23 protein-coding genes are annotated in these 21872 nt (G+C 72.9%); 7 read left to right on the top strand and 16 right to left on the bottom strand.

Going from position 1 to position 21872, the window contains the following annotated elements:
* Window positions 1-71: 71 nt before the first annotated feature.
* The 3 genes from ACFHW0_RS17010 to ACFHW0_RS17000 all read right to left on the bottom strand — a co-directional run bounded on the left by ACFHW0_RS17010 (window position 72) and on the right by ACFHW0_RS17000 (window position 3470).
* Window positions 72-1355, bottom strand: a complete 1284-nt coding sequence (locus tag ACFHW0_RS17010) for an MFS transporter (protein WP_416608733.1) — start codon at window positions 1353-1355, stop codon at window positions 72-74.
* 68 nt (window positions 1356-1423) lie between these two features.
* Window positions 1424-1873 (bottom strand): MarR family winged helix-turn-helix transcriptional regulator, encoded by a 450-nt coding sequence (locus tag ACFHW0_RS17005; RefSeq protein WP_416608731.1) that lies wholly within the window; start codon window positions 1871-1873, stop codon window positions 1424-1426.
* A gap of 118 nt (window positions 1874-1991) precedes the next feature.
* Window positions 1992-3470, bottom strand: a complete 1479-nt coding sequence (locus ACFHW0_RS17000; protein ID WP_416608729.1) for an NCS2 family permease — start codon at window positions 3468-3470, stop codon at window positions 1992-1994.
* Window positions 3471-3557: 87 nt separating this feature from the next.
* Here ACFHW0_RS17000 and ACFHW0_RS16995 point away from each other — a divergent pair, with 87 nt between their 5' ends.
* Window positions 3558-3806, top strand: a complete 249-nt coding sequence (locus tag ACFHW0_RS16995) for a DUF2530 domain-containing protein (RefSeq protein ID WP_089002323.1) — start codon at window positions 3558-3560, stop codon at window positions 3804-3806.
* Window positions 3807-3851: 45 nt separating this feature from the next.
* Here ACFHW0_RS16995 and ACFHW0_RS16990 read toward each other — a convergent pair whose 3' ends face one another.
* Window positions 3852-4691 (bottom strand): DUF3027 domain-containing protein, encoded by an 840-nt coding sequence (locus tag ACFHW0_RS16990; RefSeq protein WP_416608727.1) that lies wholly within the window; start codon window positions 4689-4691, stop codon window positions 3852-3854.
* Window positions 4692-4778: 87 nt separating this feature from the next.
* On the opposite strand from ACFHW0_RS16990, the gene ACFHW0_RS16985 reads away from it, so the two are divergent.
* Together ACFHW0_RS16985 and ACFHW0_RS16980 are read left to right on the top strand one after the other, a co-directional pair.
* Complete coding sequence (locus tag ACFHW0_RS16985) at window positions 4779-6452, top strand: MFS transporter (RefSeq protein ID WP_416608726.1); 1674 nt, start codon at window positions 4779-4781, stop codon at window positions 6450-6452.
* Window positions 6449-7114, top strand: a complete 666-nt coding sequence (locus ACFHW0_RS16980) for a futalosine hydrolase (protein WP_416608724.1) — start codon at window positions 6449-6451, stop codon at window positions 7112-7114. Before ACFHW0_RS16985 ends, ACFHW0_RS16980 begins: the two co-directional genes overlap by 4 nt.
* 62 nt (window positions 7115-7176) lie before the next feature.
* Here ACFHW0_RS16980 and ACFHW0_RS16975 read toward each other — a convergent pair whose 3' ends face one another.
* Window positions 7177-8067: a helix-turn-helix domain-containing protein gene (locus ACFHW0_RS16975; protein WP_416608722.1), complete on the bottom strand. Its 891-nt coding sequence runs from the start codon at window positions 8065-8067 to the stop codon at window positions 7177-7179.
* A gap of 678 nt (window positions 8068-8745) precedes the next feature.
* On the opposite strand from ACFHW0_RS16975, the gene ACFHW0_RS16970 reads away from it, so the two are divergent.
* A complete protein-coding gene (locus ACFHW0_RS16970) occupies window positions 8746-9666 on the top strand; it encodes a 1,4-dihydroxy-6-naphthoate synthase (protein WP_416608720.1) in 921 nt (306 codons plus the stop codon).
* Here the strand turns inward: ACFHW0_RS16970 and ACFHW0_RS16965 are convergent.
* Both ACFHW0_RS16965 and ACFHW0_RS16960 read right to left on the bottom strand, forming a co-directional pair.
* On the bottom strand, window positions 9627-10013 hold the full coding sequence (locus ACFHW0_RS16965; RefSeq protein ID WP_101413859.1) for a cold-shock protein: 387 nt from the start codon (window positions 10011-10013) through the stop codon (window positions 9627-9629). The two genes, ACFHW0_RS16970 and ACFHW0_RS16965, sit on opposite strands and share 40 nt — an antisense overlap.
* A 34-nt stretch (window positions 10014-10047) precedes the next feature.
* A complete protein-coding gene (locus ACFHW0_RS16960) occupies window positions 10048-10671 on the bottom strand; it encodes an HAD family hydrolase (RefSeq protein WP_416608718.1) in 624 nt (207 codons plus the stop codon).
* Between the two features lie 85 nt (window positions 10672-10756).
* Here ACFHW0_RS16960 and ACFHW0_RS16955 point away from each other — a divergent pair, with 85 nt between their 5' ends.
* Complete coding sequence (locus ACFHW0_RS16955) at window positions 10757-13237, top strand: helicase-associated domain-containing protein (protein ID WP_416608716.1); 2481 nt, start codon at window positions 10757-10759, stop codon at window positions 13235-13237.
* Window positions 13238-13247: 10 nt separating this feature from the next.
* Here ACFHW0_RS16955 and ACFHW0_RS16950 read toward each other — a convergent pair whose 3' ends face one another.
* Window positions 13248-13496 carry a hypothetical protein gene (locus ACFHW0_RS16950; RefSeq protein WP_416608714.1) on the bottom strand — a complete coding sequence of 83 codons (249 nt, stop codon included), beginning with the start codon at window positions 13494-13496 and terminating at the stop codon, window positions 13248-13250.
* A gap of 127 nt (window positions 13497-13623) precedes the next feature.
* Complete coding sequence (locus ACFHW0_RS16945; RefSeq protein ID WP_416608712.1) at window positions 13624-14517, bottom strand: L,D-transpeptidase family protein; 894 nt, start codon at window positions 14515-14517, stop codon at window positions 13624-13626.
* Window positions 14518-14692: 175 nt separating this feature from the next.
* Here ACFHW0_RS16945 and ACFHW0_RS16940 point away from each other — a divergent pair, with 175 nt between their 5' ends.
* A complete protein-coding gene (locus tag ACFHW0_RS16940) occupies window positions 14693-16372 on the top strand; it encodes a DNA repair helicase XPB (protein ID WP_416608710.1) in 1680 nt (559 codons plus the stop codon).
* 13 nt (window positions 16373-16385) lie between these two features.
* Here the strand turns inward: ACFHW0_RS16940 and ACFHW0_RS16935 are convergent, their stop codons facing one another.
* The 4 genes from ACFHW0_RS16935 to ACFHW0_RS16920 form a co-directional block, all read right to left on the bottom strand.
* Window positions 16386-16730 (bottom strand): type II toxin-antitoxin system HicB family antitoxin, encoded by a 345-nt coding sequence (locus ACFHW0_RS16935; protein WP_416608708.1) that lies wholly within the window; start codon window positions 16728-16730, stop codon window positions 16386-16388.
* A complete protein-coding gene (locus ACFHW0_RS16930; RefSeq protein ID WP_416608706.1) occupies window positions 16730-16975 on the bottom strand; it encodes a toxin HicA in 246 nt (81 codons plus the stop codon). Before ACFHW0_RS16930 ends, ACFHW0_RS16935 begins: the two co-directional genes overlap by 1 nt.
* Before the next feature lie 170 nt (window positions 16976-17145).
* Entirely contained in the window at window positions 17146-17577 is a 432-nt protein-coding gene (locus ACFHW0_RS16925; RefSeq protein ID WP_416608705.1) for a hypothetical protein, read from the bottom strand.
* A 61-nt stretch (window positions 17578-17638) separates the two neighbouring features.
* The gene (locus ACFHW0_RS16920) at window positions 17639-18553 is read right to left on the bottom strand and encodes an RNA polymerase sigma-70 factor (RefSeq protein WP_416608703.1); all 915 of its coding nucleotides are present in this window, start codon (window positions 18551-18553) and stop codon (window positions 17639-17641) included.
* A gap of 166 nt (window positions 18554-18719) precedes the next feature.
* On the opposite strand from ACFHW0_RS16920, the gene ACFHW0_RS16915 reads away from it, so the two are divergent.
* A complete protein-coding gene (locus ACFHW0_RS16915; protein WP_416608701.1) occupies window positions 18720-19205 on the top strand; it encodes a carboxymuconolactone decarboxylase family protein in 486 nt (161 codons plus the stop codon).
* Between the two features lie 88 nt (window positions 19206-19293).
* Here ACFHW0_RS16915 and ACFHW0_RS16910 read toward each other — a convergent pair whose 3' ends face one another.
* The 3 genes from ACFHW0_RS16910 to ACFHW0_RS16900 form a co-directional block, all read right to left on the bottom strand.
* Complete coding sequence (locus ACFHW0_RS16910; RefSeq protein WP_416608700.1) at window positions 19294-20253, bottom strand: zinc metalloprotease; 960 nt, start codon at window positions 20251-20253, stop codon at window positions 19294-19296.
* A 240-nt stretch (window positions 20254-20493) separates the two neighbouring features.
* On the bottom strand, window positions 20494-21090 hold the full coding sequence (locus ACFHW0_RS16905; RefSeq protein ID WP_416608698.1) for a dihydrofolate reductase family protein: 597 nt from the start codon (window positions 21088-21090) through the stop codon (window positions 20494-20496).
* Window positions 21090-21854: a TIGR03089 family protein gene (locus tag ACFHW0_RS16900; RefSeq protein ID WP_416608696.1), complete on the bottom strand. Its 765-nt coding sequence runs from the start codon at window positions 21852-21854 to the stop codon at window positions 21090-21092. The genes ACFHW0_RS16905 and ACFHW0_RS16900 overlap by 1 nt, the downstream gene beginning before the upstream one ends.
* Window positions 21855-21872: the final 18 nt, after the last annotated feature.

The following is a 21872-nucleotide window of genomic DNA, read 5'->3' as shown; positions in this document are numbered from 1 at the left end:
CTTTCCCCCTTACCGCCACCGCTTTCGTGTCATCCACGCCCCCGGCCTCGGCCCGGCCCGGGGCGACGGGCTCAGCAGTCGGCGGAGGTGACGTAGAAGCGCGGCATCGGCAGGATGCGGAAGCGCAGTCGGGCACCGGAGCGGCGCAGCTGCCAGGTGAGCGCGATCAGGACGGTGGCCAGCGAGATCAGCCCACCGATCCAGATGCTGGCACCGGCGCCGTAGGTCTCGGCGACCCAGCCGATGAGCGGCGCCCCGACCGGGTTGGTGCCGAGGAAGACAAGCACCCACAGGGCCATCACCCGGCCGCGGAAGGCGGCGTCGGTGCCGAGCTGGACCCGCTGGTTGGCCGCCTGGGCGAAGAAGACCATGAAGAACCCGGTCGGCAGCAGCAGCGTCACCACCATCCAGTACGCCGGGGCGAGCCCCACCAGCGTGCCGAAGCTGGCACAGCCGACCCCCGCGCCGAGCACCAGCCAGACCGACGGGCGGCTGCGCCGCCCCGTGCCGGCGAGCGCCCCGACGAGCGCGCCGACCGCCAGCGCGGTGCTGAACAGCCCGAACGAGGCGGCGCCGGTCTCGAACACCGTCTTGGCCAGCGCGGCGAGGGTGAGCTGGAAGTTGAACAGCGACATGCCGATCACCGACATCATCGCCATGGGCAGCAGCAGGTCGGGCCGGCGCCACACGTAGCGCAGGCCGTCGACGACCTTGGCCGACGCCCGCTCGTCGCGCGGCGGCAGCGCCTCCCGGTGCAGGTCGGCGGGGCGCATCTGGATCACGGTGACCAGCGGGGCGATCGAGCTGAGCGCGGTGAACAGGAAGACCGGCCCGACGTCGAAGGCGGCGATGGCCAGGCCGGCGACGGCCGGTCCGACGATCCGGGCGGAGTTGAACACGGCCGCGTTCAGCGAGAGCGCGTTCGGCAGCAGGCGCGTGCCGACCAGCTCGGAGACGAACGCCTGCCGGACCGGGGTCTCCACGGCGTTGGCGACGCCGAGCAGGGCCGCGAACGCGAAGACGTGCCAGAGCTGCACGAGGCCGGTGATGACCAGCAGGGCCATGGCGAGGGCCAGCACGGTCCAGAACGCGTTCGCGACGAAGAGCAGCATCCGCTTGTCGTAGCGGTCGGCGAGGCGCCCGGAGAGCAGCGTGAGCAGCAGCACCGGGGTGAACTGGAGCGCGGTCACCACGCCGAGCGCGGTGGCGGAGTTGTCGGAGAGCTCGAGGACCAGCCAGTCCTGGGCGATGAACATCATCCAGACGCCGATCAGTTTGATCAGCTGCCCGGACGCGAAGAGCCGGTAGTTGCGGACCTGTAGGGACTGGAACATCGTGCTCAGCTTCGCCTGCACTCTTGGTGCGCCTCCTCGCGGTCGTACGCGTCATCGACGTCGGACGGCGCGGTGGCACGACGCGCGGGTCAGGCGCGGGCGACCTGCTGAAGGATCCCGGCGGCCTGCCGCAGGGTCTCCCGCTCGGCTTCGCTCAGCTCGGCCAGCCGGCGGGCCAGCCACTCGTCACGGACCCGCTCGAACTGGTCGAGCACGGCCCGTCCCCCCTCGGTCGCCGCCAGGATGACCTGCCGGCCGTCGGTCGGATGGGGGGTGCGCTGCACGAGGCCGCGCTCCTCCAACTTCGCGACGATCCTGGTCATCGTGGGCGGCTGCACCCGTTCCACGTCGGCCAGTTCCCGAGGCGTCAACGCACCCGCCAGCCGGAGGCTGGTGAGCGCGGAGAGCTGGGTGACCGTGAGGTCGCCGACCGGCCGGGCCTGGCGGACCCGTCGGTTCAGCCGGGTGATCGCATCACGCAGCTGCGGTGCCAGCTGCGCCGGTGGCACGCGTTTCGCCGTCACCGTCCGCTCCGTCACGATAGTTAGCCTAACTAATTAGCTTGGCGAATGACCACTGATATGACCACGCTCACGGGAGGTTGTCCTGCTCCGGGCCGGGTACCCGATTCGGTCACCGGCCCGGAGCGAAGGGTGTTCAGAGCACCACGGACTCGATCGGGCCACGCAGGAAGTAGAGCACGAAGAGGGCGGCCACCCCGTACAGCAGCGGGTGGATCTCCCGGGCTTTACCCTTGGCGAGCTTCACCACCACGTACGTGATCAGGCCGGCGCCGATGCCGTTGGAGATCGAGTACGTGAAGGGCATCAGCACGATCGTCAGGAACGCCGGGATCGCGATCTCGTAGTCGGACCAGTCGATCGTCCGCACCGCGGTCATCATCAGGAAGCCGACCACCACCAGCGCCGTGGACGCCGCCTCGAACGGCACCACCACGACCAGCGGCGCCAGGAACATCGCCAGCAGGAACAACCCGCCGGTGACCAGGTTGGCCACGCCCGTACGGGCGCCCTCGGCCACACCGGCGGCACTCTCGATGTACGACGTGTTGCTGGACGTGCTCGCCGCACCGCCGGCCGCCGCCGCGATCGAGTCGACCAGCAGGATCTCCTTGGCCCGCGGCGGGGTGCCCCGCTCGTCGAGCATGCTCCCCTCCTGGCCGACGGCCACCATCGTGCCCATGGTGTCGAAGAAGTCCGTGATCAGCAGGGTGAACACGAACATCAGGACGACGACCCAGCCGGCCCGGCCCCACGAGTCGAACAGGTTGAAGTTGCCGAGCAGCGACAGGTCCGGCACGTCCACCCAGGTCTTCGGCAGCTCGGGGACGTTCAGCGCCCAGCCCTTCGGGTTGGGCTTGCCGTCGACGAAGGACGGCCCGATGTTCGCCACCGCCTCGACGATGATCGCCACCACGGTGGAGCCGAGGATGCCGATCAGGATGGCGCCCTTGACCCGACGCACCAGCAGCACGATCGTCAGCAGCAGGCCCACCACGAAGACCAGCAGCGGCCAGCTGGCCAGGCTGCCGCCGATGCCCAGGCTGACCGGGACGGTGGAGTTCTGCACGTCCGGCACCCGACGCACGAAGCCGGCGTCGACCAGGCCGATGATGGTCAGGAAGAGGCCGATGCCGACGCCGATCGCCGTCTTCATCTGCGTCGGCACCGAGCGGAACACCGCCGTACGCAGGCCGGTCAGCACGAGCACCGCGATGATCAGACCCTCGATCACCACGAGGCCCATCGCGTCCGCCCAGGTCATCTCCGGCGCGATCTCGTACGCGACCAGCGCGTTGACGCCGAGGCCGGCGGCCAGCGCCAGCGGGAACCGGCCGACCACGCCCATCAGGATGGTCATCAGGCCGGCGACCAGGGCGGTTGCCGCGGCGAGGGCGGCGATGGAGAGCTTCTGGCCGTCGCCGTCGACGGCACCACCGATGATGAGCGGGTTGAGCACCACGATGTACGCCATCGTGAAGAAGGTCGCCAGGCCACCGCGTACCTCGCGGCTCATCGTCGAGCCGCGGGCGGAGATTTCGAAGTACCGGTCGAAACCGTTACGGGGGTGCGCTGGGTCGGGTGGTGTGCCGTTCTCGGGCGGCGCTACTGACATCAGGTCCTCGCAGGTGATCTTCCGTTGTCGCGCGCATCGTCGCAGATCACCGGCCAGCAGGAAAAGTTGATCGCGTACGCTTGCCGCGTGCCGAAGGAGCAGCCACCGCGGCCCGAGCCGCTCGACCCGCCGATGGTGCCGTTCGCCCTCGCCGGGATGGCGGCCTGGGCGCTCGCCGGGCTGGTGCTGCTGGTCTTCTTCCGGGACTGGCTGACCGCGCACGATCACCAGGACTGGCTGTGGACCTGCCTGGCCGGTTTCCTGTGGGGCTTCCCCGGTCTCGCCGTGATGATGCGGCACGACGCCAACCGGCGCCGCCGCCGCGCCGGCCGCTGACCTGCGAAGACACCGGCCCGCCGGACCGGCGCCGCGCCGGTGGCGTCAGGGGTGGCCGTACGGCTCCGCCGGCTCGGCGGCCTCGACCGAGCCCGGTGCCCGGCTGACCGCCACGGGCTCGACCGCGCTGTCGTCGTAGACCGTCGGCATCTCCTCGACCGGGGTCTCGGTGGCCTCGATCAGGGTCTCCGAGTGGGCCCCGCAGCCGTGGTCGGCGCTGACCACCCGACCGTCGTCGGGGGCGTAGAAGTTGCCGCAGGCCCCGAAGGACTGCCGCAGGGCGCCGGCGAGCGGCAGGTAGAATCCGCAGGTGCCGCAGCGGGCGGCGGCGGGGGCGGCGGCCGAGATCGCGGCGGACGGGCCGTGGTCGCCGTCGTACCAGCGTTGGGCGGCCTCGCTGCGCCCCTCCCGGGAGAGCACCCGGGCCCGGCCGAGACCCAACTCCCAGGCGGTCTCCTCGACCGCCGGGTCGTCGGAGAGCAGGTAGCCGGGCTGGAGGCGGTCGTCGTCCGCCGGGGTGGGCAGCAGATCGCCGGGGCCGAGGTCGCCCGGCTTGAGCCGCTCCTGCCACGGCAGCCAGCCGGGCGCGAGCATCGCGTCGGTGCCGGGGAGCAGCACCGTCTCGCAGACGGTGACGTGCCGGCTGCGCGGGACGCGGGTGACGGTGACCGCCCACCGCCAGCCCCGGTAGCCGGCGAGCCGGCACTCGAAGTAGTGGGTGACGAGTCGGTCGCCCTCCGCGACGGCCTGCAGATGGTCGCCGATGTCCGAGGGGTCCACCTCGGTGATGGCGTCACGTGCCACCTCGACGGCGGCGGCGCAGACCTGGTCGAGACGAGCGGCACGGGCGGAGGCGGGCCTGGTCACCAGACCATTGTTCCCCATGCGTACGGCAGACCGACAGGCACCCGCCGACGACGTTCTGGGACAGTGGTGCGGCACGGACGGACCGGATGGGTGAGGATGGTGGACATGCCGCTGTTCTCCCGCTCCGGGCGGTCCGTACTCGGGCGGACCGTCGGCACCGGCATCAAGGCCGTCCGCCTGCTGTTCCGTGGTTCGGTCAGCAGTGGCCGCCGGATGACCCGGCGGGCGGGCCGGGCCCGCGCGCGGGGCGCCGGGGGCGAGGTCGGCATGGTCCGCCTCTTCGACCTGCACGCGGTCTCCTGCGCCGGGGACACGCTGATCGCCATCGGCCTCGCCGGGACGATCTTCTTCAACGTCCCGCTCGGCGAGGCGCGCAGCAAGGTCGCCCTCTACCTGCTGGTGACCATGGTGCCGTTCGCCATGCTCGCCCCGGTGGTGGGCCCGCTGCTCGACCACTTCCGCCACGGCCGCCGGTACGCGCTGGCCGCCACCATGCTCGGCCGCGCCTTCCTGGCCTGGTTGATCTCCGACTACATCCACGGCTTCGGCCTCTATCCGGCGGCCTTCGGCGTGCTGGCGCTCTCCCGCGCGTACGGGGTGGCCCGCTCGGCGGCCGTCCCGCGGCTGTTGCCGGAGGGGCTCGGGCTCTCCCAGGTGGGCGCCCGGGCCAGCGTCTACGGCACGGTGGCCGGCGCCCTGGTCGCTCCGATCGGGCTGGCCGCCTTCTGGTTCGGGCCGCAGTGGCCGCTCCGGGTCGCCTCGATCATCTTCCTGGTCGGCATGGTGATCTCCCTGCGGCTGCCACCGAAGGCCGACTCCGAGCCGCCGGAGCGGGTGCCCCGACCGCTGCGGGCGCTCGGCCGGCGCACCGGTGACCGCCCGCTGGGCCGGGGGCGACCGGCGGGCCGGCTCGTGATCGCCACCCTGATCGGCGCCGCGACGCTGCGCGGGCTGTACGGGTTCCTGCTGCTCTTCCTGGCCTTCGCGATCAAGGCCGGCGACCTGACCACCGTCGTCTTCGGCCGGGACCTGGGCGACGAGGGAGCGCTGGGCCTCGTCGGCGCCGCGCTGGCCGTGGGCACCTTCCTCGCCACCGCCATCGGCACCCGGCTGCGCATCCACCGGCCCGTCGCGATCCAGTCCAGCGGCATCATCATCGTGGGTGGGGTGGCGGTCCTCGCCGCGCTGATGTTCTCGCTGCCGATGGTCGCCCTGCTCTGCCTGGTGGCCGCGCTGATCAGCGGCATCGCCAAGCTCGCCGTGGACGCCTCGATCCAGGAGCGCATCCCGGAGCGGCTGCGGGCCAGCTCCTTCGCCCACTCCGAGACGGTGCTGATGCTCGCGTTCGTCGCCGGGGGCGGGCTGGGGCTCGTACCCTTCGACGGCCGGATCGGGATCGCCGTCGCCGCCGGGGTCGGCACGCTGGCCGCCGTCCGCGGCGTCGTGGTGGCGAGCCGCCTGCGCGCCGAGCGGCTGGCCGGTCGCCCGCTCGCCGACGAGGAACTGTCCGACGACACCGACAGCAGCAGCGACGACGGCGCCGGCAGGAACGACGGCACCGGCACGGGCGCCGACGCCGGCGCCCGCACCGGGGCAGGAGGCGGTCCCGACACCGGGGTGGCGCCCGTCTCGCCCGCCCCGGCGCAGGGCGGCTCGCCGCTGGACGACCCGGCCCTGGCCCCGCCGGGATACCACATCTACCGGCCGTCGTCGGCCGTCGGCGGGGCGGGCGGGGCGGACGACGAGACCCGGCGGGAACCGCAGGGGCCCCTGCCGTGACGGGCCTGCTGGTGGTCACGGCGGTGCCCGCCGAGGCCGAGGCGGTCCGCGCGGGCCTCACGGACGCGTCGACGACGGTGCTGCCGGTGGGGGTCGGGCCCGCCGTAGCCGCCGCCACCACCGCCCGGCAGTTGGTGCTCGCCGAGGCGGCCGGGCGCCCGTACCGCGGTGTGGTCAGCGCGGGCGTGGCGGGCGGCTTCGCCGGCCGGGTGGAGGTCGGCGCGACGGTGCTGGGCTCCGTGTCCGTCGCCGCCGACCTGGGCGCCGAGTCACCGGCGGGCTTCCTCCCGGTGGACGAGCTGGGCATGCCCCCGGAGTGGCTCGGTGGCGGCATCGCGCTCGCCGCCGACCCCGGTCTGCTGGCCACCCTGCGGGCGGCGCTGCCGATGGCGACGGTGGGCGCGGTACTGACCGTCAGCACGGTGACCGGCACCGCCGGCAGCACGGACGCCCTGCGCCGGCGTCATCCCGACGCGGTCGCCGAGGCCATGGAGGGGTACGGCGTGGCCGTCGCCGCCGCGCAGGCCGGCGTCCCCTTCGTCGAGCTGCGTACCGTCTCCAACCCGATCGGCCCCCGCGACCGCGACGCCTGGCGCATGCGCGAGGCGCTCGCCGCCCTCACCACCGCCGCCGCGGCCCTGACCTCACCCGACCTGCCCTGAGCCTCCCGCCCGCCTGCCTGCCTGCCCCCGCTGATCCGCCCTGCCCCGGTTCGGCCCGGCGATCATCCTCCGGACGTCGGTCGCCGGTCGAACCGCAGAGCCGTCGGTCGGCTCGCCTCCACCTGGTAGCCGCAGGCGATCAGGAAGTCGGCCCCACCGATGTCGGCGACGGCGCGCACCGTTTGGATACCGGCCCCGGCCAGTCCCTCGCCGAGGAGCTGGAGCAGCCGCCGGCCGATGCCCAGGAAGCGCAGCTGGGGCGCGACGAGGACACCGTCCAGCACCATCTCCCGCCGGTCGCCCAGATCCTCACCGAGCAGCAGGTCCTCGCTGCGTTCGTGTGCCCGGAGTTCGCCGACCAGCTCACCGCCCGGCAGCTGGGCCACGAACCGCCAGCACCCGTCCGGAACCCCCTCCGTCACCCGACGGAAACCGACGGCGGCGCGGGCCCGCTCGCGTACCCGTCGCTCGTCGCGTCGCCCACGGTGGAGGTCGTACGTCCTCTCCGGCACCCGCACCGGCCACTGCTCGGGCGGGACGTACCAGTGCCCCCACCACGCACCCGGCCAGTCCTTCAACGTCCGGACCTCCCGGACGTCGAGGTGAGCGGGATAGCGGCGGCCTCCCTCGTCGCGTCGTCCGTCGTGCGGTACGGACGGCAACACGGCGACCGCGCCCGGTTCGCCGTCCCCGGGTTCGCCGTCCCCGGGTTTGCCGCTCGTGCTCGGTTGGTCTGCCGTCCGGACGCCGACCGCCAGCTCTCCGCCAGCAGCCCGGACCAACCGCTCCACCGTCCGCAACTTCGGATCGGCTCCCGGATCGGCCTCGATCCGCGCCAGCGTGCTCTTGGGTACGCCCGACCGACGCGCCAACTCCCGCTGGCTCAGGTCTGCCTGGCGCCGGAGAGCACGCAGCGCCGCCCCCACCTCGATCGGTCCGGTCGGCTCCGCCACATGTCGATCGTTGCGACGCCACGAGCGACCGTCAACAAGCGCGGCACACCTGTGGACAAGGCTGTGGATAGGTGGATTGGCGCTGCGTGGCTGGGTGCTCTTCGGCACGCTGTCGAGCTGCCCCGTTCGTGAGACCACCGGTACACGGAGATGCCGGCACCGTTGAGCGACCGGTATCCAGAAGGCGGGGCCGCCGCCGGCGATACCGAGTTCGCCACGGTCGCTGGCCGGACTCGGCCGTCTGTACTGGTCCCTGGCGTGCGATGAGGATGCACTCGGGTATCAGCCGGGTCATCGGGCAGCAGGGATGCGACGGCGAAGACCGAGCGGTACTCGACGCGCGCCGGCACAGGGCTGACCGGCCCCGGCCGCTCCCGCGCTGGTGCGGCCGGCGCTCGCCGGATCGCACCCTGCCCATTTGCCGCATCGAGGCTTGCGCCATCTGCCGGATCGCGGCTTGCCCCATCTGTGAGGGCAGCTCGACAGGGGCCGAACCGGACACCATTGCCGCCCTGGTTGTCGCCGTCGCGTCCCACTCGGCCCGTGGCTCGTGGCGTCAGAGCGCACACTTCCACCTCCGCGCCTCCACCTCGCGGGGCAGCGCCACCTCGCGGGGCAGGTCACAGTCGTGGGGACCGGGCGAAGCCGAGCCGCCGACGGCGGGGATACGGTGAGGGCGTGGCGCTCTCGCTGGCTTTCTCGCCCTGCCCCAACGACACGTTCGTCTTCCACGCCCTGGTGCACGGTCTCGTGCCCGGCGCGCCGCCGGTCGACGTCACGTACGCCGACGTGGACGTCACCAACACGGCCGCCGAGCGTGGGGCGTTCGACCTGGTCAAGGTGAGCTACGCGGCGCTGCCGTGGTTGCTGGACGACTACCATCTGCTGCCCTGCGGGGGTGCGCTGGGCCGCGGCTGCGGCCCACTGGTCCTGATCCGTGGCGACCACGCCGACCGCAGCGACCACCCCGACGGCCCCGGCCAGCCCGACCATTCCGACGGCCCCGGCCAGCCCGAGCGGCTCGGCGGCTCCGGTCGCGCCGACCTGGGCGGTGCCACGGTGGCGGTGCCGGGCGACCGGACCACGGCGTACCTGCTCTTCCGGCTCTGGGCGGCCGAGCGGCCCCCGGCGCGGATCGAGGTCGTACCGTTCCACGAGATCATGCCGGGCGTCGCCGCCGGCCGGTACGACGCCGGCCTGGTCATCCACGAGGCCCGGTTCACCTACCCGCGGCACGGCCTGACCGCCCTGGTCGACCTCGGCGAGTGGTGGGAGGCCGACACCGGCCTGCCCATCCCCCTCGGGGCCATCCTGGCCCGGCGCGGCGCGGTCGACCCGGAGGCCGCAGCGGAATGGATCCGCGAGTCGGTACGCCAGGCCTGGGCCGACCCGGCCGCCAGCCGGGAGTACGTGCTGGCGCACGCGCAGGAGATGGAGCCCGACGTGGTGGACCGGCACATCGGGCTCTACGTCAACGAGTTCACCGCCGACCTGGGGGACGCGGGGTTCGCCGCCGTGGAGGCGTTGCTCGGCCGGGCCGCCGACGCCGGGCTGGTGCCTCAGACCTCCAGCTCGTTGGCGACCGCGTGGACCAGCTGAGCGATCTTCTGCGCCGTCTTGCGGTCCGGGAAGCGACCCCGGCGCAGGTCCGGCTGGACCTTCGCCTCCAGCACCTTGATCATGTCCTCGACGAGGCCGTGCAGCTCCTCCGCCGGCCGGCGACGCAGCTCCGCCATCGACGGCGGGGCGTCGAGCAGCTTGACCCCCATCGCCTGCGCGCCCCGGCGACTGTCCACCACGCTGAAGTCGACCCGCTGGCCGCCCTTGAGGTCGGTGACACCCGTCGGTAGCGCGCCCTTGGGAAGGAACACGTCGCCACCCTCGTCGCTGGTGACGAATCCGTATCCCTTGGCCGCGTCAAACCACTTCACTCGACCCGTCGGCACCTGAGAACCCCTGCTTCGCTTGAGCTTGAGACGTCTACCGCTCCAAGGCTAGCCGGATCATGCCGTCCAGCGCCGCCGGGAATCCGGTGAGATCATCCAGCACCACCTCCGCCCCGGCCGCGCGCAGCTCGTCGGCGGTGCACGGGCCGGTGGCGACCGCGATGCCGGGCACGCCCGCCGCCCCGGCCGCCACCATGTCGGCCACGTGGTCGCCGACGTAGTGGGTCGCGCCGTGCCGCCGCAGCGCGGTCGCCTTCTCCTCCGCGAACAGGTCGCCTGCCACCTCGTCGACCACCAGGCCGAGGTGGTCGAGGTGCAGCCGGGCCAGGCGGCCCTGCTTGGCGGTGACCACCAGGACCCGCCCGCCGCGTCCGCGTACCGCGTCGATCGCGGCGACCGCCCCGGGCAGCGGGATGGTGGGCGTGATCGCGTACGCCGGGTACAGCTCGCGGTACGTCAGGACGGCCTCGTCGACCTGCTCCGGCGGGAACCAGCGGGCGATCTCCGTGCGCAGCGGCGGGCCGAGCCGCGCCACGGCGGCCTCCGCGTCCACGTGCACCCCCGTCCGGGCCGTCAACGCCCGGAAGGCGTCGGCGATGCCGGGACGAGAGTCGACCAGGGTCATGTCGAGGTCGAAGCCGACCGTCAGCGCTGCCATGCGGGAGAACGTACCCGCCCATCCCCGGGTCAGCCGGACGTCCGAGGGGCGGGAGGGCCCTCCACCGGGCTAGCGTGGAACGACGATGACCACCTCACTCGCCGACCACCTGCGGTCGCTGCCCGACGAGTCGCTCGCCGCCCTCCTCCAGCTGCGGCCGGACCTCGTCGTACCCGTGCCGGCAGACGTCTCCGCGCTCGCCACCCGGGCCCAGTCGCGGGTCTCGGTGGCCCGCGCGCTCGACGCGCTGGACCAGTTCACCCTGCTGATGCTGGACGCCGCCCGGCTGACCCGGGACGCCGCCGACGGGACCACCTCCACCGACGCGGTGCTCGCCATGGCCACCGCCGGCCCGCAGCCGCCCGCCCCCACCACCGTCCGCGCCGCCGTGAACCGGCTGCGCGCGCTCTTCGTGCTGTACGGCCCCGAGAGCGCCCTGCGCGTGGTGGCGAGCGTCGACGAGGTCTCGCCGTACCCGGCGGGCCTGGGTCGACCGGCGGCGGAGCTCGGCCCGCGGACGGCGGCGCTCTGCGCGGACCCGGCGAAGCTGCGGCGGACGCTGCTGGCCGCGCCGCCCTCGGCCCGGGCGATCCTGGACCGGCTGGCCGCCGGACCGCCGGTCGGCAGCGTGCCGACGGGCGCGTTGCAGGCGCCCCCGCTCGGCGCGGAGGACGACCTGCCGCCCGACCCGACCAACGGCGGCGCGCCGACCGGCTCGCCGGTGCGCTGGCTCGTCGACCACCACCTGCTGGTGCCGGTCTCCGGCGGCAGGGCCGGCGCCACGGGCACCGTCGAACTGCCCCGCGAGGTCGGCCTGCTGCTGCGCCGCGACAGCGGCCCGCTCGGCCCGCTGCGCAGCAGCCCGCCGCCGGTGGCCACCCCGCCGCGCGAGCCGAAGGCCGCCGACTCCGCCGGGGCCGGGCAGACCATGGAGGTGGTACGCCACACCGAGGGGCTGCTGGAACAGCTCGCCGCCGAACCGGCGCCGGTGCTCCGCTCGGGCGGCCTGGGCGTCCGCGACCTGCGCCGGCTCGCCAAGGTCGTCGGGGTGGACGAGCCGACGGCGGCCCTGCTGCTGGAGACGGCGTACGCGGGCGGGCTCGTCGGCGAGGTCGACCTGCCCGGGGCCACCACCACCCGGCACGGCGCCGACCAGCAGGTCCTGCCCACCGCCGGGTACGAGGTGTGGCGGGCGGGGACGCTCGCGCAGCGCTGGGAGCAGCTCGCCCGGGCCTGGCTGACCATGACGCGGCAGGCCGGGCTGGTCGGGCAGCGCGACGACCGGGACCGGCCGATCACGGTGCTCTCCGCAGAGGCGGAACGGGCGGGCGCGCCGGCCGCCCGACGGGCCGTGCTGGAGGTCCTCGCCGACCTGGAGCCGGCCACCGGGCCCACCCCCGAGGAGGTGCTGGCCCTGCTCGACTGGCGGGCGCCGCGGCGCAGCCGGGGGCGGGAGGCCGCGCACCGGGAGGTGCTGGCCGAGGCGGCCACGCTGGGCGTGACGGGGCTGGGGGCGCTCACCTCGTACGGGCGGCTGCTGCTCGCCGACGTGACCGCCGCCGACGAGCGGGGCGGCGACGACCCCCTCGGGCTGCGGGCGGACACCGAGAGCGGCGACCCGACCAGCACCGTACGCGCGCTGGACGCGCTGCTGCCCGCCCCGGTGGACCACTTCCTCGTGCAGGCGGACCTGACCGTCGTGGTGCCCGGCCCGCCCGACCCGGCGCTGGCCGCCGAGCTGGAGGTGGTGGCGGAGCACGAGTCGGCCGGTGGCGCCAGCGTGCACCGGGTCACCCCGGCCAGCGTGCGCCGGGCCCTGGACGCCGGCTACTCGGCCGACGACCTGCACGCCCTGTTCCGACGGCGGTCCCGCACCCCCGTCCCGCAGGGGCTGACGTACCTGGTGGACGACGTGGCCCGCAAGCACGGCGGGCTGCGGGTCGGCTCCGCCGGGGCGTACGTGCGCAGCGACGACGAGGCGCTGTTGACCGAGGTGCTCGCCGACCGGCGACTGGAGCCGCTGGCGTTGCGCCGGCTGGCGCCGACGGTGCTGTCGACGCCGTACCAGGTGGGTCGGATGCTGATGGTGCTGCGCGACGCCGGGTACGCCCCGGTGCCGGAGGACGCGAGCGGCTCGGCGGTGCTGGCCCGCCCGAAGACCCGGCGGGCCCCGGCCCGGGTGCCGGTGACGACCCGGACGATCGACCCGCTGACCACACCGAGGCTGGCCATGCCCCGTCTGCTCGGCGTGGTGGAGCAGATCCGGCGTGGCGACGCGGCGGCCCGGGCCGCGCGGCGGGCGCCGGCCGTGGTCCGGAACGGGGTCGGGCGTATCGGTCCGGCGCCGGTGCCCTCCCACAGCGACGCCCTGGCGGTGCTCCAGCAGGCGATCCGGGACCGGGCGCTGGTCTGGGTCGGGTACGTCGACGCGCACGGGGCGACCGCGTCCCGGCTCGTCCGGCCGGTCTCGATGGGCGCGGGCTACCTGCGCGCCGAGGACGACCGGACGGAGATGCTGCACACGTTCGCCCTGCACCGGATCACGGCGGCGGTGCTGGAGGACTGAGCGGGTCGGGTCAGCGCCGGCTGCGGCGTACCGTCCCGACGACCGAGACGATCAGCAGCAGCGTGAACCCGGCGCCGGCCGACTCGCCGACCGAGTCGACGAAGCCCTGTTCGAGCACCAGCCAGCCGAAGAGGAACCAGCCGACGAGCACCACCGCCGCCACCCCGTACGCGACCACGGTGGCGGTGGAGACCTCCTCGACGGGCGACCGGTCGTGCGCGGGACTATGCTCCGTGATCACTTCTCGGTCGACCGTCATTCCCAGCCTCCCCGTCCGGTTCGACGCCTGGCATCCAGCGTGACACCGCCGTGGCGGGAGTGACAGGGGATAAAACCCGGATCGGACGAGTTGTGCGACCTCGGAGTGGCGCGGCTGGTCGGGCGGCTCAGGTGCCGGGGCGCCGCCCGACCAGCACCACCTTGCTGCCGACCCTGCCCAGCTCCCAGTAGCGGACGGCGTCGCCGGGGAGCAGGTTGACGCAGCCGTGCGAGCCGATCGACTTCTCGTGCAGGTACGTGGTGGTCTGGTGGAAGCCCATGCCCCGGGTGAAGTGCTGCCAGTACGGCAGCCACACCTCGTACGGGTCGGACCACTCCTTGACGTTGCGGTAGTTGATCGTGAACGTGCCGGCGGGGGTGCGGTAGCCGGGCATGCCCGTGCGGGTGACGGTCGGCTTGACGAGCACCTTGCCGTTGCGCATGACCCAGGTGGTCTGCCGGGTCAGGTCGATGCAGAAGGTGGTGCCCGAGCCGGCCCGGCAGCGCGCCGTGTCGGTGGTGGCGAGTCGTTTCGCCACGTCGTACGTCGTGGGCCCGGCGCGGCCGTGGGCGGGGCGGATGTCGTACCGCTTCTGGAACTTCTTGATGGCGGCGCAGTCGGCGGCGGACTGCCGGCCGTCGACGGTCACGCGCCCGAACCCGCCCAGCCGGGCCAGGTGCGCCTCCACCTCGCGCTGGTGCTCGCCCTGCGGGCAGCCGGCGACGGACGGCGACCCGGTGGGCTTCGTCGCGGGGCGCGTCGGCCTCACCGTGGGGCGCGTCGGTGCCGGCGTGCTCCGCGTCGGCTTGACCCTGGGCTTCGGCGGCGCCGTGCTCGGCTGCGCCCGCTGGTCCGGCCCGGGCGCACCGCTCGCCCCCGATACCCGCTCCGCAGCCCCGGCCGCGACGGGTCCCCCGCCCCCGCCGCCGTCGGCCTGCGGATCGAACGTGCACGCACCGGCACCGACCAGCGTGACCACCGCCAGGGCGACCAGCCGGCTGCTGATCCGGACATGTTTCATGCTGCCTCCCTGACAGGTGTTCCCTTTGCTAGACGTTGCGAGTACCGCTCCGGTTGCTCCAGGTGACCAGATTTTTCTGCCGTCACCCGGGTGCGTGCAACACTGGTGGGTCGGCCTGGGCGGGTCAGTCGCCTCCCGGACAGCCGGCGACCCGAGGCGGAGGAGAGGCACTGGCGTGAGCGGTGGACCCCTGATCGTGCAGTCGGACAAGACCCTGCTGCTGGAGATCGACCACCCGGACGCGCAGGCATGCCGGATGGCCATCGCGCCCTTCGCCGAGCTGGAGCGCTCCCCCGAGCACGTGCACACCTACCGGCTGACGCCGCTCGGGCTGTGGAACGCGCGCGCCGCCGGCCACGACGCCGAGGGCGTGGTGGACTCCCTGATCAAGTACTCCCGCTACCCGGTGCCGCACGGGCTGCTGGTCGACGTGGCCGAGACGATGGACCGGTACGGCCGCCTCCAGCTCGCCAACGACCCGGCGCACGGCCTGGTCCTGCGGGCGCTGGACCGGCTGGTGCTGATCGAGGTCGCCAAGAGCAAGAAGCTCGCCGGGATGCTCGGCGCGAAGCTCGACGACGACACGATCGCGGTGCACCCGTCCGAGCGGGGCCGGCTCAAGCAGGCGCTGCTCAAGCTCGGCTGGCCGGCCGAGGACCTGGCCGGCTACGTCGACGGCGAGGCCCACCCGATCGAGCTGGCGGAGGCCGGCAAGGACGGCCGCAAGCCGTGGACGCTGCGGTCGTACCAGCGGGAGGCCGTGGAGGCGTTCTGGGCCGGCGGGTCGGGCGTCGTGGTGCTGCCCTGCGGCGCCGGCAAGACGCTGGTCGGGGCGGCGGCGATGGCCGAGGCGAAGGCGACCACCCTGATCCTGGTCACGAACACGGTGGCGGGGCGGCAGTGGAAGCGGGAGCTGATCGCGCGCACGTCGCTGACCGAGGAGGAGATCGGCGAGTACTCGGGCGAGCGCAAGGAGATCCGCCCGGTCACCATCGCCACGTACCAGGTGCTCACCTCGCGCAAGAAGGGCACCTTCACCCACCTGGACCTGTTCGGGGCCCGCGACTGGGGCCTGGTGGTCTACGACGAGGTGCACCTGCTGCCCGCGCCGATCTTCCGCTTCACGGCGGACCTCCAGGCCCGTCGCCGGCTGGGCCTCACGGCGACTCTGGTACGCGAGGACGGCCGCGAGGGCGACGTGTTCAGCCTGATCGGCCCGAAGCGGTACGACGCGCCGTGGAAGGACATCGAGTCGCAGGGCTGGATCGCCCCGGCCGAGTGCACCGAGGTACGCGTGACGCTCACCGACGCGGAACGCATGTCGTACGCGACGGCGGAGGCTGAGGAGCGCTACCGGATGGCGGCCACCGCCCGCACGAAGCTGCCCGTGGTGAAGGCCCTCGTGGACCGGCACCCGGACGACCAGGTGCTCGTGATCGGCGGCTACATCGACCAGCTCCACCAGCTCGGCGAGTACCTCGACGCGCCCATCGTGCAGGGGTCCACGACGAACAAGGAACGCGAGCGGCTCTTCGACGCGTTCCGCTCCGGCGAGGTGCGCACCCTGGTCATCTCGAAGGTCGGCAACTTCTCCATCGACCTGCCCGAGGCGGCGGTGGCGATCCAGGTGTCGGGCACGTTCGGCTCCCGCCAGGAGGAGGCGCAGCGGCTCGGCCGGGTGCTGCGGCCCAAGGCCGACGGCCGCCAGGCGCACTTCTACACCGTCGTCTCCCGGGACACGATCGACACGGAGTACGCGGCCCACCGGCAGCGGTTCCTGGCGGAGCAGGGGTACGCGTACACGATCGTGGACGCCGACGACGTCCTCGGCCCGAGCCTGCCCACCGTCGACTGACGGTGCTCTGCGGTCAGGCGGCTCGGAGCTTGCGGAGGACGTACTGGTTGAGGCTCATGCCGTCCTCAGCTGCCTGGATGGCGAGTTCCCGGTGCAGACTCTCTCCGACACGCAGGTTGAACTTGCCTGAATAGCTGCGCTCGGCGAACGGCTGCGGCACCGTTTCGCCCTGCTCCTGCATGTCCTCGATCACCTCGCGCAACAGATCCTGAAGCCCTTGCAGAGCCTCGATCTGGGAGGAAGCCAGCCAGGAGAGTGAGGGAAACTCGGCGCAGGTGGCGACGAACTCGCGGTCCTCGGCGGACCAGGTGACGCGGTAGGTGTAGTGGGTGGTCTCGGGACGGGGATCGGTCTGCATCACATGGCCTCCTTCTTGTCGATCGCCTTGAGCACCTGCCGGACCTGGTACGCCTTCGCCTTACCCTTGTCGTTCTGGATGTTCACACGTGGGTCGCCGGCCCAGGGCGTCTTGAACACCGCGTGAGAGCTGCCAGCTTGGCGCGGCTTACCGAAGTAGTGTTCACATGCCCGGTAGAGATCGCTGTAAGCGATGTTCTGCTGGTTTGCCCGCATCGCTGCAACGACCTTGTCTATGGACGCCACGCGGCCGATGGTACTGTGGGCGGTACCATCGTCGCAAGCACTTCGCAGTGCGGGCACCCCACGGAGTGGGAGCACCAGGACAGCGCCCGGGCGGTGCTCTGGGTCATCGCGGCCGCACTCGAACGCTTCCTGGACGCACTGGAGTCCTCGCTCCGGCCCCTGCCCCGGCTCTACCCCGATCGCGGAGAGGATTTCCCGGACCAGCCGAACAGCGACCACGTTGCGGTGATCACTATCAGCACCAGAGCGGGACCGGCCACGACCTCCGTCACGACGGCCCAGGCCGGAAACGGGCCGCCGTCGTTCGGGACGCTCACGAGAAAGCCGCCATATGCCGATCGGACGAGGATCGGAGCGATCCATAGCTGAAGCAGGGCACGGCCGGGCCTGAGACGATGACGAACCAGCAGCCCGCCGGCGGCGATCAGAACGGCCGCGCTGGTCACCGAGGTGACCACCAGCATCAGCAGCAGGGCGACATCCATTCCGCCGCCGTACATCGCCTCCGCGTCGAGCGCGTCGCGAAGGACGATGCGGGCTCCGCTTGCTGATTGCGCGAGAGCCAGCGCACCACCGGCGAACAGCAGGAGGGAAGGACGCACGGGGCACGCTATCAAGCTGGACGGGGACGAATCGCGTCCGTGGTGGACGGGAAATTTGGGCTCAACGGCTCAGGACGGTCTCCCGTTCCATGTGGGACAGCTTCTCGGGATTGCGTACGGCGTAGATCCCGGCGATGAGGCCGCCGTCGATGCGCACGGCCAGGACCGTGTCCATCTCGCCCTTCAGTTGGACGATCAGCGCCGGGTGGCCGTTGACCTGTGCCGGCCGCCACGACGTGCTGCCCGCGACCCTGCCCCACCCGCCGGCCAGCAGGCGGGCCACCTTGTCGGCTCCGAGGATGGGCCGCGGGACTGCCTGCTTGATGCCGCCACCGTCGCCGAGCAGGACCACGTCCGGCGCGAGGATGTCGAGCAGGCTCTGCAGGTCGCCGGTCTCGACCGCCCGCTGGAACGCGTCGAGCGCGTACCGGGTCTCGGCCGCGGAGACGACCCGGCGGGGCCGGCGCGCCGCGACGTGTGCCCGTGCCCGGTGGGCGATCTGACGGACAGCGGCGGGGTTCTTGTCGACGGCTTCGGCGATCTCGTCGTAACCGAGGTCGAACACCTCGCGCAGCACGAACACCGCCCGTTCGGTCGGTGCCAGCGTCTCCAGCACCAGCAGCATCGCCATCGAGACGCTGTCGGCCAGCGCCACGTCCTCGGCGACGTCCGGAGTGGTGAGCAGCGGCTCGGGCAGCCAGGGGCCGACGTAGGACTCCCTGCGGCGGCTGAGCGTACGCAGTCGGACGAGTGCCTGGCGGGTGGCGATGCGGACCAGGTAGGCGCGCCGGTCCCGGACCGTGCCCAGGTCGACGCCCGCCCACCGCAGCCAGGTCTCCTGGAGGACGTCCTCCGCGTCGGCGGCCGAGCCGAGCATCTCGTACGCGACGGTGAAGAGCAGGTTGCGGTGGGCGAGGAACGCCTCGGTCGCCGGGTCCGGGCGATCGTCGGCGGCGGTCTGCGGCGTACCCACCATGGGCGGCTCCTGTTCCCTCGCGACTGCGTCACCCAACAGATGCCGGAGCCGGCCGTCCTGTGACATCCCCGGCTGTGGCAGTCGTCACCCGGCCGCAGCGTCACGTGGCGCTGCCCGCCGGCATCTCGTGTTCGTCCGAACGAACACCGGGAGTAAGGACGGAAGCATGGACGCCCGATTCAACTTGTTCGACAACGAGATCGCCGGGAAGTTCGCCAAGCGGTTCGCGAACGCCGGCCTGGTGATCCAGCAGTCGCCGCTGCCCAAGGCCACGCAGGAGCTGGTGTCGCTGCGGGCCAGCCAGATCAACGGCTGTGGCTGGTGCATCGACATGCACACCAAGGAGGCCGCGGCGGCCGGCGAGAGCGCGGTCCGGCTCAACCTGGTCGCCGCCTGGCGCGAGTCCACCGTCTTCACCGAGGCCGAGCAGGCCGCGCTGGCGCTCGCCGAGGAGGGCACCCGACTCGCCGACGCCTACCGGGCCGTGTCCGACGAGACCTGGGCCGAGGTGCGCAGGCACTACGACGACGACCAGGTCGCGGCGCTGGTCGCGCTGGTCGCCCTGATCAACGCGGCCAATCGCCTCGCCGTGATCGTGCATCAGCGGGGCGGTTCCTACCAGCCGGGCATGTTCGCCGCCGCGTTCGACTGAATCGAGATCCGGCCCGACCCGGGACCAGCCGGTCCGGGGGCCCGACGGTGGCGGCCGGTCGACGACCGGCCGCCACCCGCGCACTGCGTCAGCCGGCGCCGCCGGCCCGGAACGCGACCCAGGCGTCGCTCATCCGGTCCGCCTGTCCGGCGGTGAACATGTTCATGCAGGAGTCCTGCGTGTAGTCCATGAAGTTGTGGATGGGGTCCAGCCCGGGTGCGGTGCAGGTGTCCGCGCCCACCGGGCAGTTGAACTGCGGGGTCGCCTCGCGGGGGGTGTCCGCGACGAAGTCGCCGGCGGCGGAGCAGCCGTGCGCGAAGGTGTGCTCCAGCATCAGCCAGTGCCCGACCTCGTGCGTGAGCGTGTCGCCGAGCGCGTACTTGCCGGCCGTGCCGCCCGGCATCGACTCGTCGAGCATCACCACGCCGTCGATGTAGTCGCGGCCGTTGTTGTAGCCCTTCGGGAAGTACGCCCAGCCGAGCAGGCCGCCGCCGATGTTCGCCGCGTACACGTTGAGGGTCTCGGAGTCGCCGGTGTGCAGCGCCTTCTTCATGTCGCGCTCGTTCTTGCCGGGCACGACCGTGTACCAGGCGCTGTTGACCGTCCACGTCGTGTCGACCAGGTCGAACCGGAACGGCGTGTCGGAGGCGTTGGCGGCGGTGCGGCCCGCGAACGAGTCGTTGAGCACCTTCATCTGCGCCGCGATCAGGGTGTTCCACCTGGTCGTCTCGGCAGCGGTGAGCGGGTGGTCGGAGATCATGTGGAAGACCGTCGGCACGGTGACGCTGCCGTTGGCCAGGCGCGGGGCGTCCTTGATGACGCCGTAGGCGTTCGCCTCGTTCTTGGCGTACAGCTCCGGCTCCTGGGCGGTGGCGCCCTCGGCGAGCCGGGCCGCGCCGTGCCCGTGGGCGTCCGGCTCGCACTCGGCGGCACCCCGGGCGGCGGGCACGGGCGCCGCCGATACCGCGCCGTAGGCGCCACCGGACGCCAGGAGCGTCGCGGCGGTGGCGGCGAGGACCGCAAGTCGGAAGATGGGTCTCCTGTGCATCGGTGCACCTTTCAGGAGGATTGGGGGCGGTGCGGAGTCGACGCGGGGTTGCCATGACCAGGTCGATGACGTCGTCTTCCCGGTATGAGACCACGTCGATGGCAACGGCAACAGACCTGCGGAAAGGGCCGATTCTCCCTGTAACGGCAGGGGGCCGGGGAGCGCTGATCGGAGGCGCGCGGACCGCGCCGGGCCTCCTCGGGGCGTACCGGAGAAGGCCCGTTTCGTCCTTTCGAACGGCTAGGGGCGGCGGACCCGGTAGTAGAGGTGGGTGACCCGGTCGCCCTCGACGACCGTCGGGTTCGACAGCTCGACGGGGGCGTCGCGGACGTGGTCGAAGAACGGCACGCCGTCGCCGAGCAGGACCGGCACCAGGTTGACCCGGATCTCGTCGAGCAGCCCGGCCGCCAGGCACTGGCGGGCGATGCTGCCCCCGTTGACCCCCACCCAGCGGTCCCCGGCCAGCTCGCGGGCCTGCGCGACGGCGGCCTCGATGCCCCCGGTGACGAAGGTGAACGGCGCGCCCGGCCGGGGCCAGCCGTCCGGCACGTGGTGGGTGACGACCACGACGGGCGTGCCCATGGGGTGCCGGCCGTCCCAGCCGCCGACGAGGTCGAACAGTCGGCGGCCGACGACCAGGGCGCCGGTGTCGTCCAGCGTGCGCCGCAGGTGGCCGGCGCTCGCCTGCGAGGTGCGGAACGTCATCTCCGGCTTGGTGGTTCCGATGGCGACGTCGCCGTTCTCGTACCACTGGAAGAGCTGGTCGAAGCCGGTGTCGCCCGGGGCGGCGATGTAGCCGTCCAGCGACATGCTCGCCTCGGTGTAGACCCCGCCCATCACAGCACCCGGGTGATCTGCTCGGCGGCGATCCGGGCGTCGAGCCGGGCCGGGTCGAGGTTGGCGCAGAGCACCACCGACGCGCCGACGGCCAGCGGCGCCAGCAGCCAGTACACGGGTTGCTCGTGCTCGGCGACGTCGACCAGCAGGCGGTCGCCGGCCCGCAGGTCGAGCCGCTCCGCCACGGCCAGCGCGACGCTGCCCCACTCGCGGTAGCTCGTACCGTCGGGGCTGGCCGCGTGGGCGCTGGTCAGCGGGGCGGACGCGGGCAGCGCATCGGTGTGCCGGCCGACCTCGGCGAGCCAGTCCAGGTAGCCCAGGGGCCGCTCCCCGCGCGGCGCGGCGCCGAGGGAGAGCACGTAGCGGTGCCGCGCCTCGGGTACGTCCTCCAGCCAGTCGTCCAGCCGCTGCGCGCTGACGAAGAGCGCGTCGTACGGCCGGTCGGCGCCCGGTTCGAGCGACGGCAGGCCGGCGGTCGCCCGGGGCCGGAAGGACACCGCCACCCCGGTCGACCAGGCGCCCAGCAGCACGGCGGCGGTCTGCCAGTGCGCCGGCAGCAGCACCGCCGCCCGGTCGCCGACACCGAGCCCGCAGCCGTCGCGCAGCAGCCCGGCGGCCCGCGCCGCCCAGCCGCCCAGCTCCGTCGCGGTCAGGTCGACCCGCTCACCGGTCGCGTCGTCCAGGTAGGTGAGCAGCGGCCGGTCCACCTCCGCCGCCCGACCACCGGTCAGCGGCTCCCGGACGAGGGCATCGGTCATGTTCATGTCGCACTCCTCGGCAGG

Source organism: Micromonospora sp. LOL_025, from assembly GCF_048060285.1.
In the GTDB taxonomy this organism is placed as follows: domain Bacteria; phylum Actinomycetota; class Actinomycetes; order Mycobacteriales; family Micromonosporaceae; genus Micromonospora.
The sequence above is the reverse complement of the archived record's forward strand: the minus strand, read 5'-3'. Positions and strand labels throughout refer to the sequence as shown.

Excerpts from the sequence above, each read along its gene's own strand:
- ACFHW0_RS17000 (WP_416608729.1), bottom strand. The coding sequence starts at position 3,470 with ATGTCAGTAGCGCCGCCCGAGAACGGCACACCACCCGACCCAGCGCAC.
- ACFHW0_RS16990 (WP_416608727.1), bottom strand. The coding sequence starts at position 4,691 with ATGGGGAACAATGGTCTGGTGACCAGGCCCGCCTCCGCCCGTGCCGCT.
- ACFHW0_RS16985 (WP_416608726.1), top strand. The coding sequence starts at position 4,779 with ATGCCGCTGTTCTCCCGCTCCGGGCGGTCCGTACTCGGGCGGACCGTC.
- ACFHW0_RS16960 (WP_416608718.1), bottom strand. The coding sequence starts at position 10,671 with ATGGCAGCGCTGACGGTCGGCTTCGACCTCGACATGACCCTGGTCGAC.
- ACFHW0_RS16955 (WP_416608716.1), top strand. The coding sequence starts at position 10,757 with ATGACCACCTCACTCGCCGACCACCTGCGGTCGCTGCCCGACGAGTCG.
- ACFHW0_RS16950 (WP_416608714.1), bottom strand. The coding sequence starts at position 13,496 with ATGACGGTCGACCGAGAAGTGATCACGGAGCATAGTCCCGCGCACGAC.
- ACFHW0_RS16945 (WP_416608712.1), bottom strand. The coding sequence starts at position 14,517 with ATGAAACATGTCCGGATCAGCAGCCGGCTGGTCGCCCTGGCGGTGGTC.
- ACFHW0_RS16935 (WP_416608708.1), bottom strand. The coding sequence starts at position 16,730 with ATGCAGACCGATCCCCGTCCCGAGACCACCCACTACACCTACCGCGTC.
- ACFHW0_RS16920 (WP_416608703.1), bottom strand. The coding sequence starts at position 18,553 with ATGGTGGGTACGCCGCAGACCGCCGCCGACGATCGCCCGGACCCGGCG.
- ACFHW0_RS16915 (WP_416608701.1), top strand. The coding sequence starts at position 18,720 with ATGGACGCCCGATTCAACTTGTTCGACAACGAGATCGCCGGGAAGTTC.
- ACFHW0_RS16910 (WP_416608700.1), bottom strand. The coding sequence starts at position 20,253 with ATGCACAGGAGACCCATCTTCCGACTTGCGGTCCTCGCCGCCACCGCC.
- ACFHW0_RS16905 (WP_416608698.1), bottom strand. The coding sequence starts at position 21,090 with ATGGGCGGGGTCTACACCGAGGCGAGCATGTCGCTGGACGGCTACATC.
- ACFHW0_RS16900 (WP_416608696.1), bottom strand. The coding sequence starts at position 21,854 with ATGAACATGACCGATGCCCTCGTCCGGGAGCCGCTGACCGGTGGTCGG.